Raw genomic sequence first — 24187 nt, 5'->3', positions numbered from 1 at the left:
GCAATTGAGCGTCAAGGCTGAAACGCCCCGATAAAAATCGCCGGGTCCACCCGCGCATCGTTCAGGCTGATGTTCCAGTGCATATGTGGCCCGGTCGCCCGGCCGGTGGAACCGACCTTGCCCACCACTGCACCGCGTGCCAGTTGCTGGCCCACGCTCACATCAATCTTCGACATATGGCAGAACATGCTGATAAAGCCTTGGCCATGGTCCACAAACACAGTGTTGCCGTTGAAGAAGTAGTTACCGGTGAGAATCACCTTGCCCGCCGCCGGCGTCTTGATCGGTGTACCGGCGCCCACGGCGAAGTCCAGGCCGGAATGGGGATTACGCTCCTCGCCATTGAAGAAACGCCGCACGCCGAACTTGCTCGACAGCGGCCCGTTCACCGGCTTGTCCAGCAGCAGGTTGCTCGGCGTGTTCGGGCTGAAGCTGCGATACGCCTTGAGCTGGACCGCCAGTTCGCCTTCGATGCGCTTGAGCTGGGCCGGATCGGGGTTCACCTGGCTTTTGTTCTTCAGGATGATGTGCTGCTCGGGGTACTTTTTGAAGCCCACGATAAACGGCAGGTTTTGGTTGCCGCTGGTGATGCGCTGGGTGCCGGGTTTGACCGTCAGCGGGATCCCGACAATCGCCAGCCAATTGTTCTGCTCCTTCACCACCAGCACCGGCCGGTTCAGGTAGGTGGCCTTGGGCGCCGTCGCCGACGTGCCGAGGTCGATCACCGCGACGCCGCCGGGCACCGGCTTGTTCAGCAGCCGGGTGATGTAGCTGTCGGCGTGGGCATTGAAGGTCAGGCACAGCAGCATCAACACACTTAAAAAACGTGGCATCAATCAATCCAGTAGCGAGAGGGTGACGGGCGTCAGGTGGTTGTCTTCCACCCGCACCTGCAATTGGCCTTCACCGAGGCGCGCGGTCAGGCGCTGGCCGGTGTGGGTTTGCGCGGCGTTGCGAATTGCCTGGCCGCGTTCGTCCAGCAGAATGCTGTAGCCACGGCCGAGGGTGGCCAGCGGGCTGACCACGTGCAGCGTCTGCACCTGGCTTTGCAGTTGCAGGCGACGGGCCTTGAGGCCTTCGCGCATGGCGCGGGGCAAACGTTCGGCGAGGCTGTCCAGGCGCTGGCGCAGCAGCGCCAGTTGGCGGCCCGGGTGTTGGCCGGCGAGGCGGGTTTCCAGGCGGATCAATCGCTCGCGACGGGTATTGAGGCTGCGCTCGAAGGCCCGACGCAGGCGCATGTCCAGGTCGTCGAGACGCTGGGCTTGCTGGCGCAGGCGTTCGCCCGGATGACGCAGGCGGCGCGCCATGCCTTCCAGGCGCAGGCGGTCGTGCATCAGGCGGTTGCGCATCAGCATCACCAAGCGGCGGTGCAGATTCTCTACTTGGCGAGTCAGGTGACTGGAATCCGGCGCTAACAGCTCGGCGGCGGCGGAAGGGGTCGGCGCGCGCACGTCGGCGACAAAGTCACTGATGGACACATCGGTTTCATGGCCGATCGCACTGACGATGGGCGTCACGCAGGCGTCCACCGCCCGTGCTACGGCTTCTTCGTTGAAGCACCAGAGGTCTTCCAGCGAGCCGCCGCCACGGGCCAGGATCAACGCGTCAAAGCCGCGTGCGTCAGCCAGCTTCAGGGCGCGGACGATCTGCGCCACCGCTTCACGGCCTTGCACGGCCGTCGGGATCAACGTCAGTTCTACGTTGGGTGCCCGGCGGCGAAACACACTGATGATGTCACGAATCACCGCGCCGGTAGGCGAGCTGATAATCCCGATACGCCGAGGGTGTGCGGGCAGGGGCACCTTGCGCTCGGCACTGAACAGGCCTTCGGCGCTGAGTTTTTCCTTCAGCGCATCAAAGGCCAGGCGCAACGCGCCATCACCGGCCGGCTCCACCGTGTCGAGAATCAGTTGATAGTCGCCTCGGCCTTCAAACAGCGAGACCTTGCCCCGTACCTTCACCGCGAGGCCGTCTTTCAACGCCTGGCGCACCCGTGCGGCGTTCTGCCGGAACAGCGCGCAACGCACCTGGGCGCCGCTGTCCTTGAGGGTGAAATACACGTGGCCGGAGGCCGGGCGGGCGAGGTTGGAGATCTCGCCTTCGACCCAGATATTGGTGAACACGTCTTCCAGCAACACCCGCGCGCGGCCGTTGAGCTGGCTGACAGTCAGGACTTCGCGGTCCAGGCCCAGACGGGCAAAGGGATCTTTAATCATGGGCGGCAGTTTATAGGCATTCGTGCAGGGTTTGACAGAACTGCTCCACCAGCGCGCTCGGCGATTGCTGGCAGGCGAGGGCGACGGTGCTTTGGCAGTCGGGATCGGCCAGGGGCAAAAAATGGATGTTGGCGGGTGCGATGTCCTGCATCGACTCCGGCAGCAGGGCAATCCCGAATCCGGCCTGGATCAGCTGTAACTGCGTGGTCTTGCGCGACATCACCCGGGCGGCCTTGGGGAAAAATCCGGCACGCATGCACAACTCGGCTGACAGGTAACTCAGCCCTCCGCGCTGGGGGTGAGGGATCGAGATAAACGCTTCGTTCTTCAGTTGCGCCAAATCGATACCGGATGTGTGCCCGGCCAACGGGTGGTTCGGCGGCACGGCCAGCAACAGCCGCTCGGTATATAAAGGCACGATGCGCACGCCTTCGCGTTGGCGCAGCACGGGCAAGCGCAACAGCCCGACCTCCAGTCGGCCGTCGGCGATTTCTTCCAACTGGGCTTCGGAGGACAGTTTGGCGATATCCATCGAAACACCGGGGCACTGCTCCAGCCAGGCGCCGATGCCGCGCAGCAGGCGGCCACTCATGGGTACGGTGCTCGAATGGCTCAGGCGCAGGGTGCCGAGCTGGCCATTGCCCACTTGCGTCGCCATCTCACTGGCCTTGAGCAGCTCGCCCAGCAGGTTGCGTGCCCGTGGGTAGAACGCCTCGCCCGCGGCGGTCAGCCTGGGCTGGCGTGCGGTACGTTCGAATAAAGGCGTTTGCAGCAGGTTCTCCAGCTCCTTGATCTGCCGGCTCAGCGCCGATTGCGCCACAAACAGCCGCTCGGCCGCGGCGCTGAAGCTGCCGCTGTCGGCGATTTCGACGAAGTAACGCAATTGTCGGGTGGAAATCACGAGTCATGCCTTTTCGAGATGAGTGATGGGCTTTGAAGATATTAGTCGCAACCCTCGCTAATGGCTAAAGTGATGGCCATCTCCAATAAGGAATACGTCATGAGCCCGGTCGAGCTGTTGAGTCATTGGTCATTTGGCGGTGTGGACTGGCTGGTGATCGGCGTGGCGATTGCCCTGGCCTATATCGTGTTTGGCATCGCCGGTTTTGGTACCGCACTGGTGGCGGGGCCGATCCTGATTCTGTTCATGCCGCTGTCGAAGATCATCCCGCTGCTGGTGCTGCTGGATTTTGTCGCGGCTTTTGGCAACCTCCTGCAATCGCGGCGGGATGTGGTGAAGCCGGAACTGCTGCGGCTGCTGCCGTGCATGGCGATTGGCTGCACCCTCGGCGTGATCTTCCTGCTCAACCTGCATTCCGATTTATTGCTGCTGCTGATAGGCCTGTTTATCAGCGCCTATGCGATCTACAGCCTGGCGGTGAAGGCCAAGCCCACGCAGATGGCAACCGGCTGGGCGATTCCCATGGGGGTTGTCGGCGGGCTGTTCGGGGCGTTGTTCGGCAGTGGCGGCTTTCTGTATGCGATCTACCTCAACAGCCGTTTACCCAAGGATGGCGCGCGGGCGACCCAGAGCGCGTTGATCAGCTGCAGTACGGTGGTGCGCCTGAGCCTGTTTTTGATCGCGGGTGTTTACGCCGAGCTACCCTTGTTGATGTTGGCGGTGTGCCTGTTGCCGGCCATGGCGCTCGGGTTGTGGGCGGGGCGGCGGCTGACCCTGCGCATGTCCCGTGAGGCGTTCGTGCGGTTGGTGACCTGGCTGGTGCTGGCCAGCGGCATTGCCTTGATTGCCCGGTACTTGAGTACTTGACCTGTGGGTGTCAGGGATTAAGCTGCCGTGCTCTAGGGCTCCATCGCGGGCAAGCCCGGCTCCCACAGTTGATCGCATTCCAATGTGGGAGCCGGGCTTGCCCGCGATGAGGCCAGAAGCCACACCGCAGGACACCCAGGCACCATGAACTCCCAAAGCATCCTTGTCCCCAAGATCTCCACCTTGCCCGTCCACGAACCCCGCGCCCGGGCGATCGTGCGCTGGCTGGTGCGCAAGAACATCGTCAAGGAAGAGCTCACCACCTGCGGGCGCACCGGCAACCGCATGGGCTACGCCCTGGCCGACGGTGCCCGCGCCGTGGTGCTGCACCCCGACGCACTGCCGTTCAACGAGCCGATCAATGGCCTGGAGATCATCTACAAGCGCTGCATCTACACCCCGGCCAAGGGCTTTCTTGAAGAAGCAGGCTGCCCTGAGTGCCTCAAGGAAGTCGGCGAAGCCCTGTTCGAAAGCCTGGAAGACTGGATGCCTGGCCATACCGACAACTTCACCTGCCCATTGTGTGGGCATGAAGACGACATCAACGGCTTTCTGTTCCTGCAGGAATGCGGCTTCTCCAACCTGGGCTTCATCTTCAATAACTGGGCAGAGGCGGGGTTCAAGCAGAGTTTTATCGACGAATTTGCCGATTGGCTGGACCAGAAGATGAGTTGGGTCAAAGTCGAGCTTTAACCCGATGTGATCGTTCCCACGCTCCCGTGTGGGAACGCTTTCCGTGACGCTCCGCGTCGCCCTTGCTTGCCGCGCCTGCAGGACGCGGCGCGTCCAAAGCGGCATTCCCACGCAGAGCGTGGGAATGATCAGTGCGGAAAAAATCATCCTTCTATCAGTATTACCAAGTTTGTCAGAGTTTTACATTGAACCCGAGGGGGTGTCTGACTATAATGGCGCGCTTCCATTTTCCCGCTCGGGAGCCCCCGCGATGCTGCGTATCAGCCAAGAAGCTCTGACATTCGACGACATTCTCCTAGTGCCCGGTTATTCCGAGGTGCTTCCTAACGAAGTCAGTCTCAAGACCCGCCTAACCCGTGGCATCGAGCTGAATATTCCTCTGGTTTCCGCTGCCATGGACACCGTCACCGAAGCCCGTTTGGCAATCGCCATGGCTCAGGAAGGCGGCATCGGCATCATCCACAAGAACATGACCATCGAGCAGCAAGCTGCCGAAGTGCGTAAGGTCAAGCGTTACGAAGCCGGTGTGGTCAAGGACCCGATCACCATCGAGGCCGATGCCACCGTTCGTGACCTGTTCGACCTGACCCGCCTGCACAACATCTCCGGCGTTCCGGTACTGCACGATGGCGACCTGGTCGGCATCGTCACTTCCCGTGACGTGCGTTTCGAGAACCGTCTTGAAGTCACCGTCCGCGAAGTGATGACGCCTAAAGAGCGCCTGGTCACTGTCATGGAAGGTGCCGACAAGGACGACGCTCGCGAGTTGTTGCACAAGCACCGCATCGAACGCGTACTGATCGTCGACGACAAATTTGCCCTCAAAGGCATGATGACCGTCAACGACATCGAAAAAGCCAAGGCTTACCCGCTGGCCAGCAAGGACGACCAAGGTCGCCTACGCGTTGGCGCTGCGGTCGGCACCGGCAAGGACACCGGCGAGCGTGTCTCGGCCCTGGTGGCTGCCGGCGTTGACGTGGTGGTGGTCGACACCGCCCACGGTCACTCCAAAGGCGTGATCGACCGCGTGCGTTGGGTCAAAGAGAATTTCCCTGAAGTGCAAGTGATCGGCGGCAACATTGCCACCGGCGCTGCCGCCAAGGCCCTGGTTGCCGCGGGCGCGGACGCGGTCAAGGTCGGCATCGGCCCTGGCTCGATCTGCACCACCCGTATCGTGGCCGGTGTAGGCGTGCCGCAAATCAGCGCCATCGCCAACGTCGCCGCTGCCCTTGAAGGCACTGGCGTCCCGTTGATCGCCGACGGCGGCATCCGTTTCTCCGGTGACCTGTCCAAGGCCATCGTGGCCGGTGCTTCCTGCGTGATGATGGGCTCGATGTTTGCCGGTACTGAAGAAGCGCCGGGCGAGATCGAACTGTTCCAGGGTCGTTCGTACAAGGCTTACCGTGGCATGGGTTCCCTGGGCGCCATGTCCCAGGCTCAAGGTTCTTCCGACCGTTACTTCCAGGACTCCTCCGCGGGCGCCGAGAAGCTGGTACCGGAAGGCATTGAAGGGCGTGTTCCGTACAAGGGCACCCTGAGCGCCATCATCCATCAACTGATGGGCGGCCTGCGTTCCTCGATGGGCTACACCGGCAGCGCCGACATCGAAGAAATGCGCACCAAGCCTGAGTTCGTGCGGATCACCGGTGCTGGCATGGCCGAGTCCCACGTCCACGACGTACAGATCACCAAGGAAGCGCCAAACTACCGCGTAGGTTGATGCTTCCAGCAAAACGTTAAGTAACCGGGGCTGTTCTTCAGCCCCGAGTTGTTTCTGAATTACATAGACGAGACTGACTCCATGGCCCTCGACATTCACGCCCACCGCATCCTGATCCTCGACTTCGGTTCCCAGTACACCCAGCTGATTGCCCGCCGCGTGCGTGAAATCGGCGTGTACTGCGAACTGCATCCGTTCGACATGGACGACGAAGCGATTCGCGAATTCGCTCCAAAAGGCGTCATTCTCGCCGGCGGTCCCGAGTCCGTGCACGAAGCCAACAGCCCGCGTTGCCCGCAGGCGGTGTTTGACCTGGGCGTGCCGGTCTTCGGTATCTGCTACGGCATGCAGACCATGGCCGAGCAACTGGGCGGCAAGGTTGAAGGTTCCGAGCTGCGTGAATTCGGTTACGCCCGTGTCGACGTCGTCGGCAAGAGCCGCCTGCTGGACGGCATCGAAGACCACATCGACGCCGACGGCCTGTTCGGCCTCGACGTGTGGATGAGCCACGGTGACAAAGTCACCCGGATGCCGGAAGACTTCCACATCCTGGCCAGCACCCCGAGCTGCCCGATTGCCGGCATGTTCAACGACGAGCGCGGCTACTACGGCGTGCAGTTCCACCCGGAAGTGACCCACACCAAGCAAGGCGGTCGCATCCTGTCGCGCTTCATCCTCGACATCTGCCAGTGCGAAGCGCTGTGGACCCCGTCGAAAATCGCTGAAGACGCCATCGCCAACATCCGTGCCCAGGTCGGCACCGACAACGTCCTGCTGGGCCTGTCCGGCGGCGTTGACTCCTCTGTGGTAGCAGCCCTGCTGCACAAGGCCATCGGCGACCAGTTGACCTGCGTCTTCGTCGACAACGGCCTGCTGCGCCTGCATGAAGGCGAGCAAGTGATGGCCATGTTCGCCGAGAACATGGGCGTCAAAGTGATCCGCGCCAACGCTGAGGAGCAGTTCCTCAACAACCTGGCCGGCGAGTCCGACCCGGAGAAGAAGCGCAAGATCATCGGCCGCACCTTCATTGACGTATTCGATGCCCAGTCCAACAGCCTGGACAACATCAAGTACCTTGCCCAGGGCACCATCTACCCGGACGTGATCGAGTCGGCTGGCGCCAAAAGCGGCAAGGCCCACGTGATCAAATCCCACCACAACGTGGGCGGCCTGCCTGAGGAAATGAACCTCAAGCTGGTAGAACCGCTGCGCGAACTGTTCAAGGACGAAGTGCGTCGCCTGGGCTTGGAACTCGGCCTGCCGTACGACATGGTCTACCGCCACCCCTTCCCGGGCCCGGGCCTGGGCGTGCGGATCCTCGGTGAAGTGAAGAAGGAATACGCCGACCTGCTGCGTCGCGCCGACCACATCTTCATCGAAGAACTGCGCAAGGCCGACTGGTACCACAAGGTCAGCCAGGCCTTCGTGGTGTTCCAACCCGTTAAGTCTGTAGGCGTTGTAGGCGATGGCCGTCGTTACGCGTGGGTTGTGGCCCTGCGTGCGGTGGAAACCATCGACTTCATGACCGCCCGTTGGGCACACCTGCCGTACGAACTGCTGGAAACCGTCAGCGGTCGTATCATCAATGAGATCGAAGGTATTTCGCGCGTGACGTATGACGTGTCGAGCAAGCCGCCGGCGACGATTGAGTGGGAGTGATCCTGCTGTAGCAGGTGAACGCTGAATAACAAAACCCCGGCCTGGTGCCGGGGTTTTGTGTTTGTGGGGTAGGCGCTTTTAATCGAGACCTGCCAATGATCGTTTATGTGAGTTGCATCGTATGCGATGCATTTTTACGCAATTACCCTTTTATGCACTGTATAGGATGCATTTGGATAGAGATGAGTTGGGAGTCCTGATCAACAATCAATGAGTCACCAAACTCTTTCTTCGCTCACCGCCGCGCAATATCCGAAAAGTAAAACTTATCCAGCGTATGCCGCGACTCGGTGTACTCGAACTGCCGTCCATCCTGCAAAAACGTCTGGTTGCTCACCACAATCACGTGGCTTTGCCCATCCAGGTCCAGGTGCAGTTGATCGTCCTTGCCCCGGGGCAGCGCTTCGATGGTGCGCTGGGCGTAGCTGATCTGCAGCTGCAAGGTCTGTTCGATAAACGCATAGATCGACTGCTCGGCAATTTCCCGGTCCAACCCCGGAATCAGGTCGGCCACGAAGTGGTTGATGTCGAGGATCACCCGCTTGCCGCCGATGCGCCGCACCCGTTTCACCCGGGTGATCAGGCTGCCGGCGTCGGCTTCGATGTGTTGCATCAGCGGGCCTTCCAGCGGGAATTGGCTGAACTCCACCACTTCGGTGCTGACATCGTCTCCCAGCGCAGCATGGGTTTCGCGAAAGCTGACAATCCCGCCCAGCTGGAATTCGATGGGGTTGGGTGAGAGCACGAAGGTGCCCTTGCCATGGATCTTTTGCGCGAAGCCGCGCTCCTGCAATTGCTCGATCGCCCGGCGCACCGTGCCACGGCTCGCCTGGTAGGCGTCCATCAGTTCAGTTTCGGAGGGCAGGCGCGTGCCGCGTTGCAGGCGTTCGGTGGTGATGTTGGCAAGCAGATCGGTATAGATCTGGTTGTATTTGCTCATGGAGGAGGGCTCTGTGCCGCGATTGCATTCAAGGCACGAACCTTAGTGGCAGAGGTCAGGTTTGTCCATGCGACCCTTGGATATTCGTGCCTTCTGTAGGAGCGAGCTTGCTCGCGAAGGTCGTTAACGATGACGTTGGCCTCCTGACGTTACGCGGTGCTCTCAGGTTCTTCGCGAGCAAGCTCGCTCCTACAGGGAACGCGCAATTTTAAACTCGTACAGACGAGTTGTTGCTTTAACTCGTACAGACGAGTACTTTTGCCCTCGGCGTGCTGCCTCTGACCGCCCCCAATAAAAAAAACCAAGTGGATACCAAGCATGAGCCACGACTATCCGAATATTGCCCGCGAGATTCTCAAGAACCTCGGTGGCAGCGACAACCTTGAGCAAGCTGCCCACTGCGTGACTCGCCTGCGCCTGGCCCTCAAAGACCCGAGCCTGGCCAACAGCGGCGCGTTGAACCAGGTCGACCTGGTCAAGGGTTCGTTCTTCACCGGCGGCCTGTTCCAGATCGTGATCGGCCCCGGCGAAGTGGAAAAGGTCTACGCCGCCCTGCGCGAACAGACCGGCCTCGCCGCGTCGACCATCGCGGACGTGAAACAGAAAAGCGTCGAAAAAATAAACCCCATGCAGCGCCTGGTGCGGGTGTTCTCCGACGTGTTCATGCCGATTCTGCCGGCGCTGATCATTGCCGGTTTGCTCATGGGGGTGAACAACCTGATGGGCGCCAAGGGCATGTTCATCGCAGACAAAACCTTGCTTGAGGCCTATCCAGGCCTGGACGGGTTGTGGAGCCTGATCAACCTGATGGCCAACACCTCGTTCGTGTTCCTGCCGGCGCTGGTGGGCTGGTCGGCGGCCAAGCGGTTTGGTGGCAGTGAAATCCTCGGCATCGTCCTCGGCCTGATGCTGGTGCACCCCGACTTGCTCAACGCCTGGAACTACGGCAAGGCGGTCGCCGGCCTCGATGGCCAGAGCCTGCCGTACTTCGACATTTTCGGCTGGTTCAAGATCGAGAAGGTCGGCTACCAGGGGCAGATCCTGCCGATCCTGCTGGCGGCCTACGTGATGAGCGTGATTGAAAAATGGCTGCGGGCGCGGGTGCCGAATGCCATTCAGTTGCTGGTGGTGCCGATCACCACCATCGTCGTCACCGGTGTGCTGGCGCTGGCGATTATCGGCCCGGTGACCCGTCACCTCGGCATCCTGATCACCGAAGGCGTGGTCACCCTGTTTGACCTGGCGCCCATGGTCGGCGGGGCGATTTTCGGCCTGCTGTATGCGCCACTGGTGATCACCGGCATGCACCACATGTTCCTCGCCGTGGACCTGCAACTGATCTCTACCCAGGGCGGTACTTTTATCTGGCCGATGATCGTCATGTCCAACCTGGCCCAGGGCAGCGCGGCGCTTGGTGTGTTCTACATGAGCCGCAATGCGCGGGATAAAAGTATGGCATCCACTTCGGCGATTTCCGCCTACTTCGGCATCACGGAGCCGGCGATGTTCGGGGTCAACCTGCGCTTCAAGTTTCCGTTCTACGCCGCCCTCACCGGTTCGGCCCTGGGCAGCATTTTCCTGTCGCTGAACAAGGTTCAGGCCTCGGCCATTGGCGTCGGTGGCTTGCCCGGATTTATCTCGATTATCCCGCAGTACATCCCAAGTTTTGTCATCGGCATGGCCGTCGCGATTGTCGTGCCGTTTGTTTTGACCTGTGCACTGAGCATGAAGATTGTTCGGCCTGGATACAGGGTCGCCTGATCTGGCGTCATCGCAGGCAAGCCAGCTCCCACAGTTGATCGCATTTCAAATTGAAGGAAACCACCATGCAAGACTGGCAACACTCGGTGATCTACCAGATCTACCCCAAAAGCTTCCACAGCCACGCGGGTAACGCCACCGGTGACCTGCTGGGCATCGTGGACAAGCTCGATTACCTGAAGTGGCTGGGCGTTGACTGCCTGTGGATCACCCCGTTCCTGCGTTCGCCCCAGCGCGATAACGGCTACGACATCAGCGACTACTACGCCATCGACCCGAGCTACGGGACCATGGCCGATTGCGACCTGCTGATCAGTGAAGCGGCCAAGCGCGGCATCACGCTGATGCTCGACATTGTGGTCAACCACACCTCCATCGAACACGAGTGGTTCCAGCAGGCCCGCAGCAGCCTCGACAACCCGTATCGCGACTTTTACATCTGGCGCGACCAACCGAATAACTGGGAATCCAAGTTCGGCGGTTCGGCCTGGGAATACGAGGCGCAAACCGGCCAGTACTTCCTGCACCTGTTCGACCACACCCAGGCCGACCTGAATTGGGACAACCCCAAGGTGCGCGCCGAAGTGTTCAAGCTGATGTGCTTCTGGCGCGACAAGGGCGTGGGCGGTTTCCGCCTGGACGTGATCAACCTGATCTCCAAGCCGGCGGATTTCCCGGAAGATAACAGCGACGGTCGGCGCTTCTACACCGACGGCCCGAACGTGCATGAGTACCTGCAGGAAATGCACCGCGAAGTGTTCGAAGGGCACGACCTGATCAACGTCGGCGAGATGTCGTCCACCAGCCTTGAACACTGCATTCGGTATTCGAATCCGCAGTCGAAAGAGCTGTCGATGACCTTCAACTTTCACCACCTGAAAGTCGATTACCCGAACCTGCAAAAGTGGGTCGCGGCCGACTTTGATTTCCTGCAACTCAAGCAGATTTTGTCTGACTGGCAACTCGGCATGCAGGCCGGTGGTGGCTGGAATGCGTTGTTCTGGTGTAACCACGACCAGCCGCGGGTGGTCTCGCGTTTTGGGGATGACGGCGAGCACCGCGTGGTCTCGGCGAAGATGCTCGCCACGGCGCTGCACTTCCTCCAGGGCACGCCGTTTGTGTACCAGGGCGAAGAGCTGGGCATGACCAATCCGGGCTTCGACACCATCGACCAGTACCGGGATGTCGAGACCCTGAATATCTATCGGCTCAAGCGCGAGGCCGGTGAATCCGAGGCGTCGAGCATGGCCGCGATCATGCAGAAGTCCCGCGACAACGGGCGCACGCCGATGCAATGGAATGCCGATAAAAATGCCGGCTTCAGCAGCGGTGAACCGTGGATCGGCATCCCGGCCAACGCGGCGCAGATCAACGTGCAAAGCCAGTTGGATGACCCGCACTCGGTGCTGCATCACTACCGCACCCTGATCGAACTCCGTCGGCACGAGCCGCTGATTCAGGAAGGCGTCTACCGCCAACTGCTGCCACAGCACACCCAGGTGTGGGCGTACCTGCGGGAAGGGCAGGGCGAACGCCTGCTGGTACTGAACAACTTCTACGGCACGCCGTGCGAAATCGAATTGCCCGACGGCCTGCTGACCGAGGCGCGTGAGCAACGCCTGCTGATCAGCAACTACGACGACTGCCCACCGCGTTCGAGCCAGGTCTCGCTGCGCCCGTATGAATCGTTTGTGCTGCACCTCAAGGACTGAGACCTGCTTCATCCCCGGTATGGGAGTGCCGGGGTGCTTTAAAAAAACATAATAAAAATATTGGAGCGCTTCATGAAAACAACAATAAAGCTGGGCCTCGTTGCATCCTGTCTGACCTTGCCGATGGCCGCCCAGGCGCTGGAATTCGCCGGTTACCTGCGCAGCGGCGCGGGCACTTCAACCGGCAGCGGCAAGCAGCAGTGCTTCCAGTTGCCGGGTGCACAATCGAAGTACCGCCTGGGCAACGAATGCGAGCAGTACGCCGAACTCGAATTGCGCCAGGACCTGCTGACCCTCGACGACGGCTCGGTACTGAGCGTCGACGCCATGGCCTCGCTGTACAACAAGTACGATCGGGCGCTGAAGTTCCAGGGTGAAGACAACGGCTCGGCACGCATGCCGCAGATGTATGCGCAGTGGTCGAACCTGCCCAGCCTCAACGGCGGTTCGCTGTGGGCCGGGCGGCGTTACTACAAACGAAACGACATCCATATCTCCGACTTCTACTACTGGAACCAGAGCGCCACGGGCGGCGGTGTCGAGGACGTGAAAATCGGTGACCTGAAATACAGCTACGCGATTTCCCGCAAGGACAACCTGTACCAGAAGGAATACGCCACCCGTCACGACTTCAACGTGGCGGGCTTCAAGACCAACCCCGGCGGCGAGGTGGAACTGGGCTTGAGCTACATCGAAAAAGCCGGTGGCCGTGATACCAACAGCGGCTGGGCCATTACCGCCCAGCACGTGCAGAAACCTTTCCTCGGCGGGCGCAACAAGTTCGCCCTGCAGTACGGTGAAGGCCCCGGCACCGGCCTCGGCTACACCGGCGATACGTTCCTCGATAAAAGCAGCAAGAGCTACCGCGCGGTGGAGTTCTTCGACTGGCAAGTGACCCCGCGTTTTGGCGGGCAGATCGAGGCCGTGTACCAGAAAGACATTCGCCCGGGCGACCAGGATCAGACCTGGATGTCGGTGGGTGTACGCCCGGCCTATGCGATCTCCGAACAATTCAAACTGGTCACCGAACTCGGTCATGATCAGGTCGAGGCCACCGGTGGCACCCGTAAGCTGAGCAAATTTACCTTCGCCCCGACCTGGTCGCCCAAAGGCCCGGATTTCTGGGCGCGGCCGGAAGTGCGCTTGTATTACACCTACGCGACCTGGAACGAAGCGGCCAAGCGAGCAGCCAATGAACTGGCGGCAGGTTCGGCGCTGTCCGACACCGGCAGTTATGGCACGGCGTTGCATGGCTCCAATTTTGGTGTGCAAGTCGAATATTGGTGGAAGTAATCACTTATCTGTAGGCGCGAGCTTGCTCGCGAAAAACTCAAGGGCAACGCGTCTATCCAGAAGGCACGCGTTATCGTTGACGACCTTCGCGAGCAAGCTCGCTCCTACAGGGATTTTTACAGAACAAAACAGCAGGTGAAGTCATGACCACAACCCAACCCCTGGAATTGCTGGCGCCATTGTCCGGGGTGCTGCTTGCCCTGGACCAAGTGCCTGATCCGGTGTTCTCCAGTCGCCTGATCGGCGATGGCCTGTGCATCGATCCGACCTCGCAGACCCTCTGCGCGCCGCTGGCCGGGGTGATCAGCAATATCCAGGACAGTGGTCATGCGGTGAGCGTCACCGATGACAACGGCGTCCAGGTGCTGATGCACATTGGCCTGGACACCGTGAATCTGGCGGGCAAGGGTTTCACCCGGTTGGTCGAGGAAGGCCAGCGAGTGGAAGCCGGGCAGCCGCTGATTGAATTCGATGCCGACTACGTGGCGCTCAACGCCCGGAGTTTGCTGACCCTGATGCTGGTGGTCAGTGGCGAGCCGTTCAAACTGCTGACCCCGGAGCAGGGTTTGGTGGATGTGGGGCAGCCGTTGTTGCGGGTAACGCCGCAAACCGCAGCCGAGGAAGTGAAGGATGAGGAGGACGATGCGCTGTTCTCCAAGCCGCTGACGCTGCCCAACGCCAACGGCCTGCACGCGCGCCCGGCGGCGGTATTTGCCCAGGCGGCCAAAGGGTTCAAGGCGAGTATTTACCTGCACAAGCAAACCCAAAGCGCCAACGCCAAGTCCTTGGTGGCGGTCATGGCGTTGCAGACGGTGCAGGGCGATACCGTGCAAGTGAGTGCGGCGGGTGACGATGCCGACGCGGCGATCGTGGCCCTGGTCGCCTTGCTGGCGGATGGTTGCGGCGAGACGGTGGCGGCTCAGGTCGAGGTTGTTGAGCCCGCTGCCCCGGTGTCATCGGTGAGCGTGCTGCGGGGCGTGTGCGCTTCGCCGGGTTCGGCGTTCGGCCAGGTGGTTCAGGTGGCCGAGCCTGATCTGAATATCACTGAAGCGGGCGCCGGTGAAGCGGTCGAGCGCGCTACGTTGGAGCGTGGGCTACGTGAGGCGACCGAGGCGCTGCAAGCCTTGCAGGCCAAGGCGGTCGGCAGTGCCCAGGCGGAGATTTTTCGCGCTCATCAAGAGCTTTTGGAAGACCCGACGCTGCTGGAACAGGCCCAGGAATCACTGGCCCAAGGCAAAAGCGCAGCCTTCGCCTGGAACAGCGCGACAGTCGCCACCGCCACGCTGTTCCAGGGCTTGGGCAACGCCTTGCTCGCCGAGCGCGCGGCGGACCTGGCTGATGTCGGCCAACGGGTGCTGAAGCTGATCCTCGGGATCAAGGACAGCGCCTGGGACTTGCCGGAGCAGGCGATCCTGATTGCCGAACAACTCACCCCTTCGCAAACTGCCAGCCTCGACACACGCAAGGTGTTGGGCTTCGTCACGGTCGGCGGCGGTGCTACCAGCCATGTCGCGATCCTGGCGCGCGCCCTGGGCTTGCCGGCCATCTGCGGCGTGCCGGCGCAGGTGCTGGACCTGGTCAACGGCAAGCAAGTGCTGCTGGATGCCGACAAGGGCGAGTTGCACCTGGAGCCCGACCTGGCCGAGATCGAGCAACTGCAAGCCACCCGTCAACAGCACGTGCTGCGCCGCCAGCGCGAAGTGGAGCAGGCGTCATTGCCCGCCACCACCCGCGACGGTCATCACGTTGAAGTGACGGCCAACGTCGCGTCGTTGCAGGAGGTGGAACAAGCGTTGTCCCTGGGGGGCGAAGGCGTCGGTTTGCTGCGTTCCGAGTTCCTCTACCTGGACCGCAACCGCGCCCCGAGTCCCAAAGAACAGGCGGGCACCTACAGCGCTATCGCCCGCGCGTTGGGCCCTGAGCGCAACCTGGTGGTACGCACCCTGGACGTGGGCGGCGACAAACCGTTGGCCTATGTGCCGATGGACGCAGAGACCAACCCGTTCCTCGGCCTGCGCGGGATTCGCCTGTGCCTGGAACGCCCGGAACTGCTGCGCGAACAGTTCCGCGCGATCCTCGCCAGTGCCGGTTTCGCCCGCCTGCACATCATGTTGCCGATGGTCAGCCTGCTCTCCGAACTGCGCCTGGCGCGGCAGATGCTGGAAGAGGAAGCGCTGGCCCTGGGTCTGACGGAGTTGCCGAAGCTGGGAATCATGATCGAAGTGCCGTCGGCGGCGCTGATGGCGGACCTGTTTGCGCCGGAGGTGGATTTCTTCTCCATCGGCACCAACGACCTGACCCAATACACCCTGGCCATGGACCGCGACCACCCGCGCCTCGCCAGCCAGGCCGACAGCTTTCACCCGGCGGTGCTGCGCCTGATCGCCACCACCGTCAAGGCCGCCCATGCCCATGGCAAGTGGGTGGGTGTGTGCGGCGCCCTGGCGTCGGAAGCACTGGCGGTGCCGGTGTTGATCGGGCTGGGGGTGGATGAGTTGTCGGTCAGCGTGCCGTTGATTCCCACCATCAAGGCCACCGTGCGCGAGCTGGACCTGACGGACTGCCAATCCATCGCCCGCCAGGTGCTGGGCCTGGAAGAAGCGTCACAAGTGCGCGAAGCGTTGCGCCTGTATCACGCGGCCACCGTTGAAACCTCATTGGTTGTGGAGAACTGACATGTTCGAGAAATTTCAGCGGGCGTTCTGGAAGGCCCTGACCCCGGATTTGATTCTTGAGACGCCCCAGGCGGCTCCGGTGAGCGAATCACTATTGGCACCGGCGGTGTTGAACGCGCTGGGCGGCGCGGAGAATCTCAAGTCGCAGCAGCGGGTGGCACTGACGCGGGTGCGGGTGCAGTTGAAGGAGGCGGGGCGGCTGGATGCGCAAGCGTTGACGGCGGCGGGTGTACCGGGCGTGATGGTATTGGCGGGTGGGGTGGTGCACCTGATCACAGGCCTGAACACCGCTCTATAAATCAAAGAAGATCAAATGTGGGAGCGGGCTTGCCCGCGATGGTGGTGTGTCAGCGATACATAGGCTGGCTGACACTCCGCCATCGCGGGCAAGCCCGGCTCCCACAGGATTTTGTGGTATTTGGAGAATCGGGGGATTAGAGCTGCGGGGTTTCTTCCGTCGGTTTGGTCTTGTCCACGCCCGGCACATGCAGGTTGCCTTCCACCACCTGGTTGCCTTCCAGCTGCGGCTGCGTCACCCATGTCAGGATGTCGTAGTAGCGCCGGATGTTCGCCACGAAGTGCACCGGCTCACCGCCTCGGGCATAGCCATAACGGGTCTTGCTGTACCACTGCTTCTGCGCCAGGCGCGGCAGCATTTTTTTCACGTCCAGCCACTTGTTCGGGTTCAGGCCATCTTTCTCGGCCAGCTTGCGCGCGTCATCCAGGTGGCCGGTGCCGACGTTGTACGCCGCCAGGGCAAACCAGGTGCGGTCCGGCTCGGCAATCTTGTCGTCCAGCTCATCCTTGATCTTGGCCAGGTACTTGGCGCCGCCCATGATGCTTTGCTTGGCGTCCAGGCGGTTGGACACGCCCATGGCCTGCGCGGTGTTCTGGGTCAGCATCATCAGGCCGCGCACGCCGGTCTTGGAGGTGACCGCCGGTTGCCACAGTGATTCCTGATAGCCGATGGCCGCCAACAGGCGCCAGTCGACCTTTTCTTCCTTGGCGTAGGCCCGGAAGTGTTTCTCGTACTTGGGCAGGCGCTGCTGCAAATGCTGGGCGAAGGTGTAGGCGCCGACATAGCCGAGTACATCGACGTGCCCGTAATAACGGTCTTTCAGGCGTTGCAGGGTGCCGTTCTTTTCAACCTTGTCGAGGTAGTTGTTGACCTCGTTGAGCAGGCTGTTGTCATCGCCGGCGGCCACGGCCCAGGCCTGGTTGCTGGCATCGCCGAGGTCAAAGGCCACCCGCACGTTGGGGAAGTACACCTGGTTCATGGCGACTTCGTTGGAGTCCACCAGGGTCAGGTCGATCTGGCCTTCGTCCACCATGCGCAGCAGGTCGACCACCTCAACGGCGTCGGATTCTTCGTATTCAATCCCGGGAAACTGCTTTTTCAGCGCCGCCAGTTGCTCGGCGTGGGTGCTGCCCTTGAGCACCATGATCTTCTTGCCCACCAGGTCTGCCGCGGTGGTGGGGCGGGACTGGCCGTTGCGGTAGATGATCTGCGGGGTGACTTCCAGGTACGGATGGGAGAAGCGCACCTCTTGGCGACGCTGCTCGCTGCTCACCAGGCCGGCGGCGGCCAGCACCGGGCCGTTGGGCTTGCCGATCTGCGAGAACAGGTCGTCAAGGTTGTCGGCGGTCTGGATCTCCAGCTTTACACCCAGGTCGTCGGCAAAGCGCTTGACCAGTTCGTACTCGAAACCGGTTTCACCATTGCGGTCCTGAAAATACGTGGCCGGGCTGTTTCGGGTGACCACCCGCAATACGCCATCCTCCTTGATTCGCTCCAGCGTGTTGGGTTTATCCACACAGGCGCTGAGCAGCAGGAAGAGTCCGGTGACGAAGAGCCATTTGGCGCATCGCGGGCGTAAAGCAGTAGGGGAGAACATCTGCGCAGTATACGCAAAGGACCCTCGGCGCCATATCTCGACAGCGGGGCACTTGTCTGCTAGCGCCCGTAAACCTTGGCTGCAGCCCGCAGAAACGGGGCTTGGCAGCCGATTGTGACGGTTAAAATAACTGCCTGGAATAACCGATATGGCCCTCTGACACCGTGCGATTTATGCCAACTGACGTCCGGCAGCGGCCACGGGTGCCGTTTCGGGTGCCGTTGGCGACGGTTTACGCTAGAATGCACGGCCTCAAAGCACACCCCCTTCCCGAGGCTGTCCCGAAGATGTTGATCCTGCGCGGCGCTCCTGCCCTTTCTGCCTTTCGCCACAGCAAACTCCTTGAGCAACTGAGCCAGAAGGTACCTTCTGTCAGTGGCTTGTATGCTGAATTTGCTCACTTCGCCGACGTTAACGGCGTTTTGACCGCCGACGAACAGCAAGTGCTGGCGCGCCTTCTGAAGTACGGTCCCAGCGTTCCTGTTCAAGAGCCCGCGGGCCGCTTGTTCCTGGTCCTGCCACGGTTCGGCACCATCTCGCCCTGGTCGAGCAAGGCCAGCGACATCGCCCGCAACTGCGGCCTGGAAAAAATCCAGCGCCTGGAACGCGGGATCGCCTTCTATGTAGCCGGCCAGTTCAGCGATGCCGAGGCCGAGCTGATCGCCAGCAGCCTGCACGACCGCATGACCCAGATCATCGTGGGCCAGCTGGAACAGGCCGCCGGTCTGTTCAGCCACGCCGAACCCAAGCCGCTGACCGCGATTGACGTGCTCGGTGGCGGTCGCGCCGCGCTGGAAACCGCCAACACCGAACTGGGCCTGGCCCTCGCCGAAGACGAAATTGACTACCTGGTCAACGCCTTCATCGGCCTGAAGCGCAACCCCCACGACATCGAACTGATGATGTTCGCCCAGGCGAACTCCGAGCACTGCCGTCACAAGATCTTCAACGCCAGTTGGGACATCGACGGCCAGAGCCAGGAAAAAAGCCTGTTCGGCATGATCAAGAACACCTACGTGATGCACAGCGAAGGCGTTCTGTCGGCTTATAAAGACAACGCCTCGGTGATCGTCGGCAGCGTCGCCGGCCGTTTCTTCCCGGACCCTGAAACCCGCCAGTACGGCGCGGTGCAGGAGCCGGTGCACATCCTGATGAAAGTCGAGACTCACAACCACCCGACCGCGATTGCCCCGTTCCCGGGCGCAGCCACCGGTTCCGGCGGCGAGATTCGCGACGAAGGTGCAACCGGTCGTGGCGCCAAGCCAAAGGCCGGCCTCACCGGCTTTACCGTGTCCAACCTGCAGATCCCGGGCTTCGAACAGCCGTGGGAAGTGCCGTACGGCAAGCCTGAGCGCATCGTTACCGCGCTGGACATCATGATCGAAGGCCCGCTGGGCGGCGCTGCGTTCAACAACGAATTCGGGCGTCCGGCCCTGACCGGTTACTTCCGTACCTTCGAACAGTCCATCACCACCCCCCGTGGCGATGAAGTGCGCGGTTACCACAAGCCAATCATGTTGGCCGGCGGCATGGGCAACATCCGCGCCGAACACGTACAGAAAGGCGAGATTCTGGTCGGCTCCAAGCTGATCGTCCTTGGCGGCCCTGCGATGCTGATCGGCCTGGGCGGCGGCGCCGCTTCCTCCATGGCCACCGGCACCAGCTCGGCCGACCTGGACTTCGCGTCCGTACAGCGTGAAAACCCTGAAATGGAACGCCGTTGCCAGGAAGTCATCGACCGTTGCTGGCAGTTGGGTGACAAGAACCCGATCAGCTTCATCCACGACGTGGGGGCGGGCGGTCTGTCCAACGCCTTCCCGGAGTTGGTCAACGATGGCGACCGTGGCGGCCGCTTCGAACTGCGCAACATTCCAAACGACGAGCCGGGCATGGCCCCGCACGAAATCTGGAGCAACGAGTCCCAGGAACGCTACGTGTTGGCGGTGGGTCCTGCGGACTTCGAACGCTTCCAGGCGATCTGCGAGCGCGAGCGCTGCCCGTTTGCCGTGGTCGGCGAAGCCACTGCCGAGCCGCAACTGACGGTCACCGACAGCCACTTCGGCAACAGCCCGGTAGACATGCCGCTGGAAGTGCTGCTGGGCAAAGCCCCGCGCATGCACCGTTCGGCGGTACGTGAAAATGAACTGGGCGACGATTTCGATCCGTCCACCCTGGCCATCGCCGACTGCGTGGAGCGCGTCCTGCACCACCCGGCCGTTGCCAGCAAAAGCTTCCTGATCACCATCGGCGACCGCACCATTACCGGTCTGGTTGCCCGTGATCAAATGGTCGGCCCGTGGCAGGTTCCGGTGGCAGACGTTGCCGTCACCGCCACCAGCTTCGACGTGTACACCGGTGAAGCCATGGCCATGGGCGAGCGTACTCCGCTGGCCTTGCTGGACGCCCCGGCGTCGGGCCGTATGGCCATCGGCGAAACCCTGACCAACATTGCGGCGTCGCGCATCGCCAAGATCTCCGATATCAAACTGTCGGCCAACTGGATGTCCGCTGCCGGCCACCCGGGTGAAGATGCTCGGTTGTACGACACCGTGAAAGCAGTCGGCATGGAGCTGTGCCCTGAGCTGGGCATCACCATTCCGGTGGGCAAGGACTCCATGTCCATGGCCACCCGCTGGAACGATGACGGCGTGGACAAGAGCGTTACCTCGCCGCTGTCGCTGATCGTCACCGGTTTTGCGCCGGTTACCGACATCCGTCAGACCCTGACCCCGCAACTGCGCATGGACAAGGGCACCACCGACCTGATCCTGATCGACCTCGGTCGCGGCCAGAACCGCATGGGCGCCTCGATCCTCGCCCAGGTGCACGGCAAGCTCGGCAAACAGGCCCCGGACGTCGACGACGCCGAAGACCTGAAAGCCTTCTTCGCGGTGATCCAGGGCCTGAACGCCGACGGTCACCTGCTGGCTTACCACGACCGTTCCGACGGTGGTTTGCTGACCAGCGCCGTGGAAATGGCGTTCGCCGGTCACTGCGGCCTGAGCCTGAACCTCGACGGCCTGGCAGAAACCTCTGCCGACATCGCCGCGATCCTGTTCAACGAAGAACTGGGCGCCGTGATCCAGGTTCGCCAGGACGCAACGCCAGACGTACTCGCACAATTCAGCGCCGCTGGCCTGGGCGACTGCGTGGCCGTGGTGGGCCAGCCGATCAACAACGGTGAAATCAACATCGTCTTCAATGGCGAAACCGTGTTTGAAGGCCAGCGCCGCCTGCTGCAACGCCAGTGGGCCGAGACCAGCTACCAGATCCAGCGCCTGCGTGACAACGCCGACTGCGCCGAGCAGGAATTCGACGTGATCCTGGAAGAAGACAACCCGGGCCTGAGCACCAAGCTCAGCTTCGACGTCAACCAGGACATCGCCGCGCCTTACATCAAGAAAGGCATCCGCCCACAAGTGGCGGTACTGCGTGAGCAGGGCGTCAACGGCCAGGTGGAAATGGCGGCCGCGTTCGACCGTGCCGGCTTTAATGCGATCGACGTGCACATGAGCGACATCCTCGCCGGTCGCGTTGACCTCAACGAGTTCAAAGGCCTCGTCGCCTGCGGCGGTTTCTCCTACGGCGACGTGCTGGGTGCCGGTGAAGGCTGGGCCAAGTCGGCCCTGTTCAACAGCCGTGCCCGCGACGCGTTCCAGGGCTTCTTCGAACGTAACGACAGCTTCACCCTGGGTGTGTGCAACGGTTGCCAGATGATGTCCAACCTCAGCGAACTGATCCCGGGCAGCGAGTTCTGGCCGCACTTCGTGCGTAACCGTTCCGAGCAGTTCGAAGCCCGTGTAGCGATGGTTCAGGTGCAGGAATCCAACTCGATCTTCCTGCAGGGCATGGCCGGTTCGCGCATGCCGATCGCCATTGCCCACGGTGAAGGCCATGCCGAGTTCTCCAGCGAAGAAGCACTGCTGGAAGCCGACCTGTCCGGTACCGTGGCCCTGCGTTTCGTCGACAACCACGGCAAGGTCACCGAAGGCTACCCGGCCAACCCGAACGGCTCGCCGCGCGGGATCACCGGCCTCACCAGCCGCGACGGTCGCGTCACCATCATGATGCCGCACCCGGAGCGCGTATTCCGCGCCGTGCAGAACTCGTGGCGCCCGGAAGAGTGGAACGAAGACGGCGCGTGGATGCGCATGTTCCGTAACGCTCGTGTGTGGGTGAACTAAGACGGTGTACAAGCTCGCCTTCTTTGTGCCCGACAGCCATGTGGAGACGGTGAAAACCGCCGTCTTCGCAGCCGGTGGCGGGCGCATCGGCCACTACGACAACTGCGCCTGGCAGGTACGGGGCCAGGGCCAATTCCGCGCGATGGACGGCAGCCAGCCGTTTATCGGGCAGGTGGGCCAGGTTGAAGTGGTTGACGAATGGAAGGTTGAACTGGTGGTGGCGGATGAGTTGATCGTGGCTGTGGTGGCTGCGTTGAAACTGAGCCATCCGTATGAAACACCGGCTTATGAGGTGTGGCAGTTGGCGGATTTTTGATTCGCCGGCTGCAAAACAAGAAACCCGCTGGGCCAGTTTGGTCAGCGGGTTTTTTGTTGCCTGAGGTTCTGTGGAGAGCCTACGGATGGTTTGGATTTTTCTTACGGTCTTTTCAGGTTGTCGCTCGGAACCGCCCTCAATAGCCTTCGTTGGTCACCGTCGACTCGGTGACCGGGAACAGATTTCGGGCCCCGTCCAGCTTCATCACATCAGTATCTGGGACCCAACAATGACATTGCCAGATGTAATTGCTCCACGACTCAATACGGGCACAGCGCTTGGGAAGGCTTTGATTTCAATGTTCAAATCCGTCGAAGCCGAGCTGACACTTGAGGGCGCCGAGCCTGGTGCGGTCAAAGTGATTATTTTCGGTGGTTGTGCTGTCCACCTTTATACCAACCACCGGGTTTCTACAGATGTCGATGCGGAAATTTACTCTGCCAGGGTTCCTGACAGGCTCCTTCTTCAAACGTTGCTTGCAGAGGTACCAGAGCAATTTGTCGACGAGCGTTCCGGCCGTCTAATGGAGCTGAACTATGACCTCCAATACAACACTGGTTTTGGTCCTCTTCATGAGGAGTATTGGGAGCGGAGCCTACCGCTTGAAGAGTTTCCGATTGAATCGGTGTTGCATCTTCACGTCGCTGCGCCTATCGATATAGTAATCTCCAAGCTGGGTAGAGCCACTGACCAAGACATAGGCGATATCATGGCACTGCTTAGGTCAGGCTTCATATTGACCACTGAGTTGCGTCGTCTGGCATTGCAGGCGATAGATATGTATGTTGGCAACAAAGAGCCACCCAGATCCGTTCTCACCAATATTTTGCATGACTACCTGGAGACTATAGATGGCGAAGCCCCCTAACGGCCACGTCCTCTCATCTGCCTTGGATATGCTGGTCAGAAGTCCTTTAAATCAGGCTGATGATGTTGCGCTTGTCAGTGCGGCGAAAGCGGTTTGGTATTCGGACGCGAACCTCGTCAGCGAGGCTAGAGCTTTTCTAAAGCTCCATGCCAGTGAGGTGGAAGTTCGCCGAGCAGGTTATCTGCTTGAACGATTCACGCGTTTTTCGTGCGTCACTGATGGCCGAGTATCTGAAGCTTTTAAGGCTCTTGAGCTGTTTACCCGCTCGACTCCCAAGCTGGAGCCGAAGCCACTGGCTGCTGTGGCGCTTCGTAGTCGTCGCGACGAGCTGGCGGTTTCTTGGGGATTGAGTGAAGGTCTTGGTTTGAAGGCTCAAGCGCTGATGCCTTTCCAGACTCGGCACTACGAAGCTGAACAACGAGCATCGTCTGCTTAAGCGAAAACGGCAATAAACGAACCCGGCTTATGTCGGGTTTTTGTTGTCTGC

At 61.1% G+C, this 24187-nt stretch carries 18 protein-coding genes and 1 pseudogene; 14 read left to right on the top strand and 5 right to left on the bottom strand.

The features are described from left to right. Nucleotides 1–11: 11 nt before the first annotated feature. The 3 genes from HX855_RS12610 to HX855_RS12600 are packed head-to-tail and all read right to left on the bottom strand — an operon-like array spanning nt 12 to nt 3117. Nucleotides 12–833 (bottom strand): peptidoglycan DD-metalloendopeptidase family protein, encoded by an 822-nt coding sequence (locus HX855_RS12610; protein WP_177083533.1) that lies wholly within the window; start codon nt 831–833, stop codon nt 12–14. A 3-nt stretch (nt 834–836) separates the two neighbouring features. After that, entirely contained in the window at nt 837–2216 is a 1380-nt protein-coding gene (xseA, locus tag HX855_RS12605) for an exodeoxyribonuclease VII large subunit (RefSeq protein WP_177083535.1), read from the bottom strand. A gap of 10 nt (nt 2217–2226) precedes the next feature. Then, nucleotides 2227–3117, bottom strand: coding sequence for a LysR family transcriptional regulator (locus HX855_RS12600; RefSeq protein ID WP_177083537.1), 891 nt, complete (start codon nt 3115–3117; stop codon nt 2227–2229). A gap of 99 nt (nt 3118–3216) precedes the next feature. On the opposite strand from HX855_RS12600, the gene HX855_RS12595 reads away from it, so the two are divergent. The 4 genes from HX855_RS12595 to guaA all read left to right on the top strand — a co-directional run bounded on the left by HX855_RS12595 (nt 3217) and on the right by guaA (nt 8056). After that, a complete protein-coding gene (locus HX855_RS12595; protein ID WP_177083626.1) occupies nt 3217–3984 on the top strand; it encodes a sulfite exporter TauE/SafE family protein in 768 nt (255 codons plus the stop codon). A 144-nt stretch (nt 3985–4128) separates the two neighbouring features. Then, the gene (locus tag HX855_RS12590; protein WP_003209647.1) at nt 4129–4677 is read left to right on the top strand and encodes a hypothetical protein; all 549 of its coding nucleotides are present in this window, start codon (nt 4129–4131) and stop codon (nt 4675–4677) included. Nucleotides 4678–4927: 250 nt separating this feature from the next. Continuing rightward, nucleotides 4928–6397, top strand: a complete 1470-nt coding sequence (gene guaB, locus HX855_RS12585) for an IMP dehydrogenase (RefSeq protein ID WP_177083539.1) — start codon at nt 4928–4930, stop codon at nt 6395–6397. A gap of 81 nt (nt 6398–6478) precedes the next feature. Beyond that, nucleotides 6479–8056: a glutamine-hydrolyzing GMP synthase gene (guaA, locus tag HX855_RS12580; RefSeq protein ID WP_088423682.1), complete on the top strand. Its 1578-nt coding sequence runs from the start codon at nt 6479–6481 to the stop codon at nt 8054–8056. Nucleotides 8057–8291: 235 nt separating this feature from the next. Here guaA and treR read toward each other — a convergent pair whose 3' ends face one another. Further along, the gene (gene treR / locus HX855_RS12575; RefSeq protein WP_177083541.1) at nt 8292–8996 is read right to left on the bottom strand and encodes a trehalose operon repressor; all 705 of its coding nucleotides are present in this window, start codon (nt 8994–8996) and stop codon (nt 8292–8294) included. A 107-nt stretch (nt 8997–9103) separates the two neighbouring features. Between treR and HX855_RS33275 the strand changes: the two are divergent. From HX855_RS33275 to HX855_RS12550, 6 genes and pseudogenes are all read left to right on the top strand, one after another. After that, a pseudogene (locus tag HX855_RS33275) lies at nt 9104–9190 on the top strand (outer membrane lipoprotein carrier protein LolA); the annotation flags it as partial. Nucleotides 9191–9314: 124 nt separating this feature from the next. Then, on the top strand, nt 9315–10757 hold the full coding sequence (gene treP, locus HX855_RS12570; RefSeq protein ID WP_177083543.1) for a PTS system trehalose-specific EIIBC component: 1443 nt from the start codon (nt 9315–9317) through the stop codon (nt 10755–10757). A gap of 65 nt (nt 10758–10822) precedes the next feature. Beyond that, on the top strand, nt 10823–12469 hold the full coding sequence (gene treC / locus HX855_RS12565; protein ID WP_177083545.1) for an alpha,alpha-phosphotrehalase: 1647 nt from the start codon (nt 10823–10825) through the stop codon (nt 12467–12469). 72 nt (nt 12470–12541) lie between these two features. Beyond that, nucleotides 12542–13762, top strand: a complete 1221-nt coding sequence (locus HX855_RS12560; RefSeq protein ID WP_177083547.1) for a carbohydrate porin — start codon at nt 12542–12544, stop codon at nt 13760–13762. 143 nt (nt 13763–13905) lie between these two features. Then, entirely contained in the window at nt 13906–16437 is a 2532-nt protein-coding gene (gene ptsP / locus HX855_RS12555) for a phosphoenolpyruvate--protein phosphotransferase (RefSeq protein WP_177083549.1), read from the top strand. A 1-nt stretch (nt 16438) separates the two neighbouring features. After that, entirely contained in the window at nt 16439–16735 is a 297-nt protein-coding gene (locus HX855_RS12550) for a PTS transporter subunit EIIB (protein ID WP_177083551.1), read from the top strand. 136 nt (nt 16736–16871) lie between these two features. On the opposite strand, the gene mltF is transcribed toward HX855_RS12550, so the two are convergent. Beyond that, the gene (mltF, locus tag HX855_RS12545) at nt 16872–18332 is read right to left on the bottom strand and encodes a membrane-bound lytic murein transglycosylase MltF (protein WP_177083553.1); all 1461 of its coding nucleotides are present in this window, start codon (nt 18330–18332) and stop codon (nt 16872–16874) included. Nucleotides 18333–18619: 287 nt separating this feature from the next. On the opposite strand from mltF, the gene purL reads away from it, so the two are divergent. The 4 genes from purL (at nt 18620) to HX855_RS12525 (ending at nt 24136) form a co-directional block, all read left to right on the top strand. Beyond that, a complete protein-coding gene (gene purL, locus HX855_RS12540; protein ID WP_177083555.1) occupies nt 18620–22516 on the top strand; it encodes a phosphoribosylformylglycinamidine synthase in 3897 nt (1298 codons plus the stop codon). A gap of 4 nt (nt 22517–22520) precedes the next feature. Continuing rightward, nucleotides 22521–22832: a YqfO family protein gene (locus tag HX855_RS12535; protein ID WP_177083557.1), complete on the top strand. Its 312-nt coding sequence runs from the start codon at nt 22521–22523 to the stop codon at nt 22830–22832. Between the two features lie 229 nt (nt 22833–23061). After that, a complete protein-coding gene (locus tag HX855_RS12530) occupies nt 23062–23700 on the top strand; it encodes a DUF6036 family nucleotidyltransferase (protein WP_177083559.1) in 639 nt (212 codons plus the stop codon). Further along, nucleotides 23684–24136 (top strand): hypothetical protein, encoded by a 453-nt coding sequence (locus HX855_RS12525; RefSeq protein WP_177083561.1) that lies wholly within the window; start codon nt 23684–23686, stop codon nt 24134–24136. The genes HX855_RS12530 and HX855_RS12525 overlap by 17 nt, the downstream gene beginning before the upstream one ends. The last annotated feature ends 51 nt before the right edge of the window (nt 24137–24187 follow it).

This window comes from Pseudomonas sp. IPO3778, assembly GCF_013386825.1.
Classification (GTDB): Bacteria; Pseudomonadota; Gammaproteobacteria; order Pseudomonadales; family Pseudomonadaceae; genus Aquipseudomonas.
Note: the sequence above shows the minus strand (reverse complement) of the source record. Positions and strands in the feature narration are given on the sequence as shown.

Bases quoted from the DNA above. Each gene is read 5' to 3' on its own strand.
- HX855_RS12610 (WP_177083533.1), bottom strand. From the start codon at position 833: ATGCCACGTTTTTTAAGTGTGTTGATGCTGCTGTGCCTGACCTTCAAT.
- xseA (WP_177083535.1), bottom strand. From the start codon at position 2,216: ATGATTAAAGATCCCTTTGCCCGTCTGGGCCTGGACCGCGAAGTCCTG.
- HX855_RS12595 (WP_177083626.1), top strand. From the start codon at position 3,217: ATGAGCCCGGTCGAGCTGTTGAGTCATTGGTCATTTGGCGGTGTGGAC.
- HX855_RS12590 (WP_003209647.1), top strand. From the start codon at position 4,129: ATGAACTCCCAAAGCATCCTTGTCCCCAAGATCTCCACCTTGCCCGTC.
- guaB (WP_177083539.1), top strand. From the start codon at position 4,928: ATGCTGCGTATCAGCCAAGAAGCTCTGACATTCGACGACATTCTCCTA.
- guaA (WP_088423682.1), top strand. From the start codon at position 6,479: ATGGCCCTCGACATTCACGCCCACCGCATCCTGATCCTCGACTTCGGT.
- treR (WP_177083541.1), bottom strand. From the start codon at position 8,996: ATGAGCAAATACAACCAGATCTATACCGATCTGCTTGCCAACATCACC.
- treP (WP_177083543.1), top strand. From the start codon at position 9,315: ATGAGCCACGACTATCCGAATATTGCCCGCGAGATTCTCAAGAACCTC.
- treC (WP_177083545.1), top strand. From the start codon at position 10,823: ATGCAAGACTGGCAACACTCGGTGATCTACCAGATCTACCCCAAAAGC.
- HX855_RS12560 (WP_177083547.1), top strand. From the start codon at position 12,542: ATGAAAACAACAATAAAGCTGGGCCTCGTTGCATCCTGTCTGACCTTG.
- ptsP (WP_177083549.1), top strand. From the start codon at position 13,906: ATGACCACAACCCAACCCCTGGAATTGCTGGCGCCATTGTCCGGGGTG.
- HX855_RS12550 (WP_177083551.1), top strand. From the start codon at position 16,439: ATGTTCGAGAAATTTCAGCGGGCGTTCTGGAAGGCCCTGACCCCGGAT.
- mltF (WP_177083553.1), bottom strand. From the start codon at position 18,332: ATGTTCTCCCCTACTGCTTTACGCCCGCGATGCGCCAAATGGCTCTTC.
- purL (WP_177083555.1), top strand. From the start codon at position 18,620: ATGTTGATCCTGCGCGGCGCTCCTGCCCTTTCTGCCTTTCGCCACAGC.
- HX855_RS12530 (WP_177083559.1), top strand. From the start codon at position 23,062: ATGACATTGCCAGATGTAATTGCTCCACGACTCAATACGGGCACAGCG.
- HX855_RS12525 (WP_177083561.1), top strand. From the start codon at position 23,684: ATGGCGAAGCCCCCTAACGGCCACGTCCTCTCATCTGCCTTGGATATG.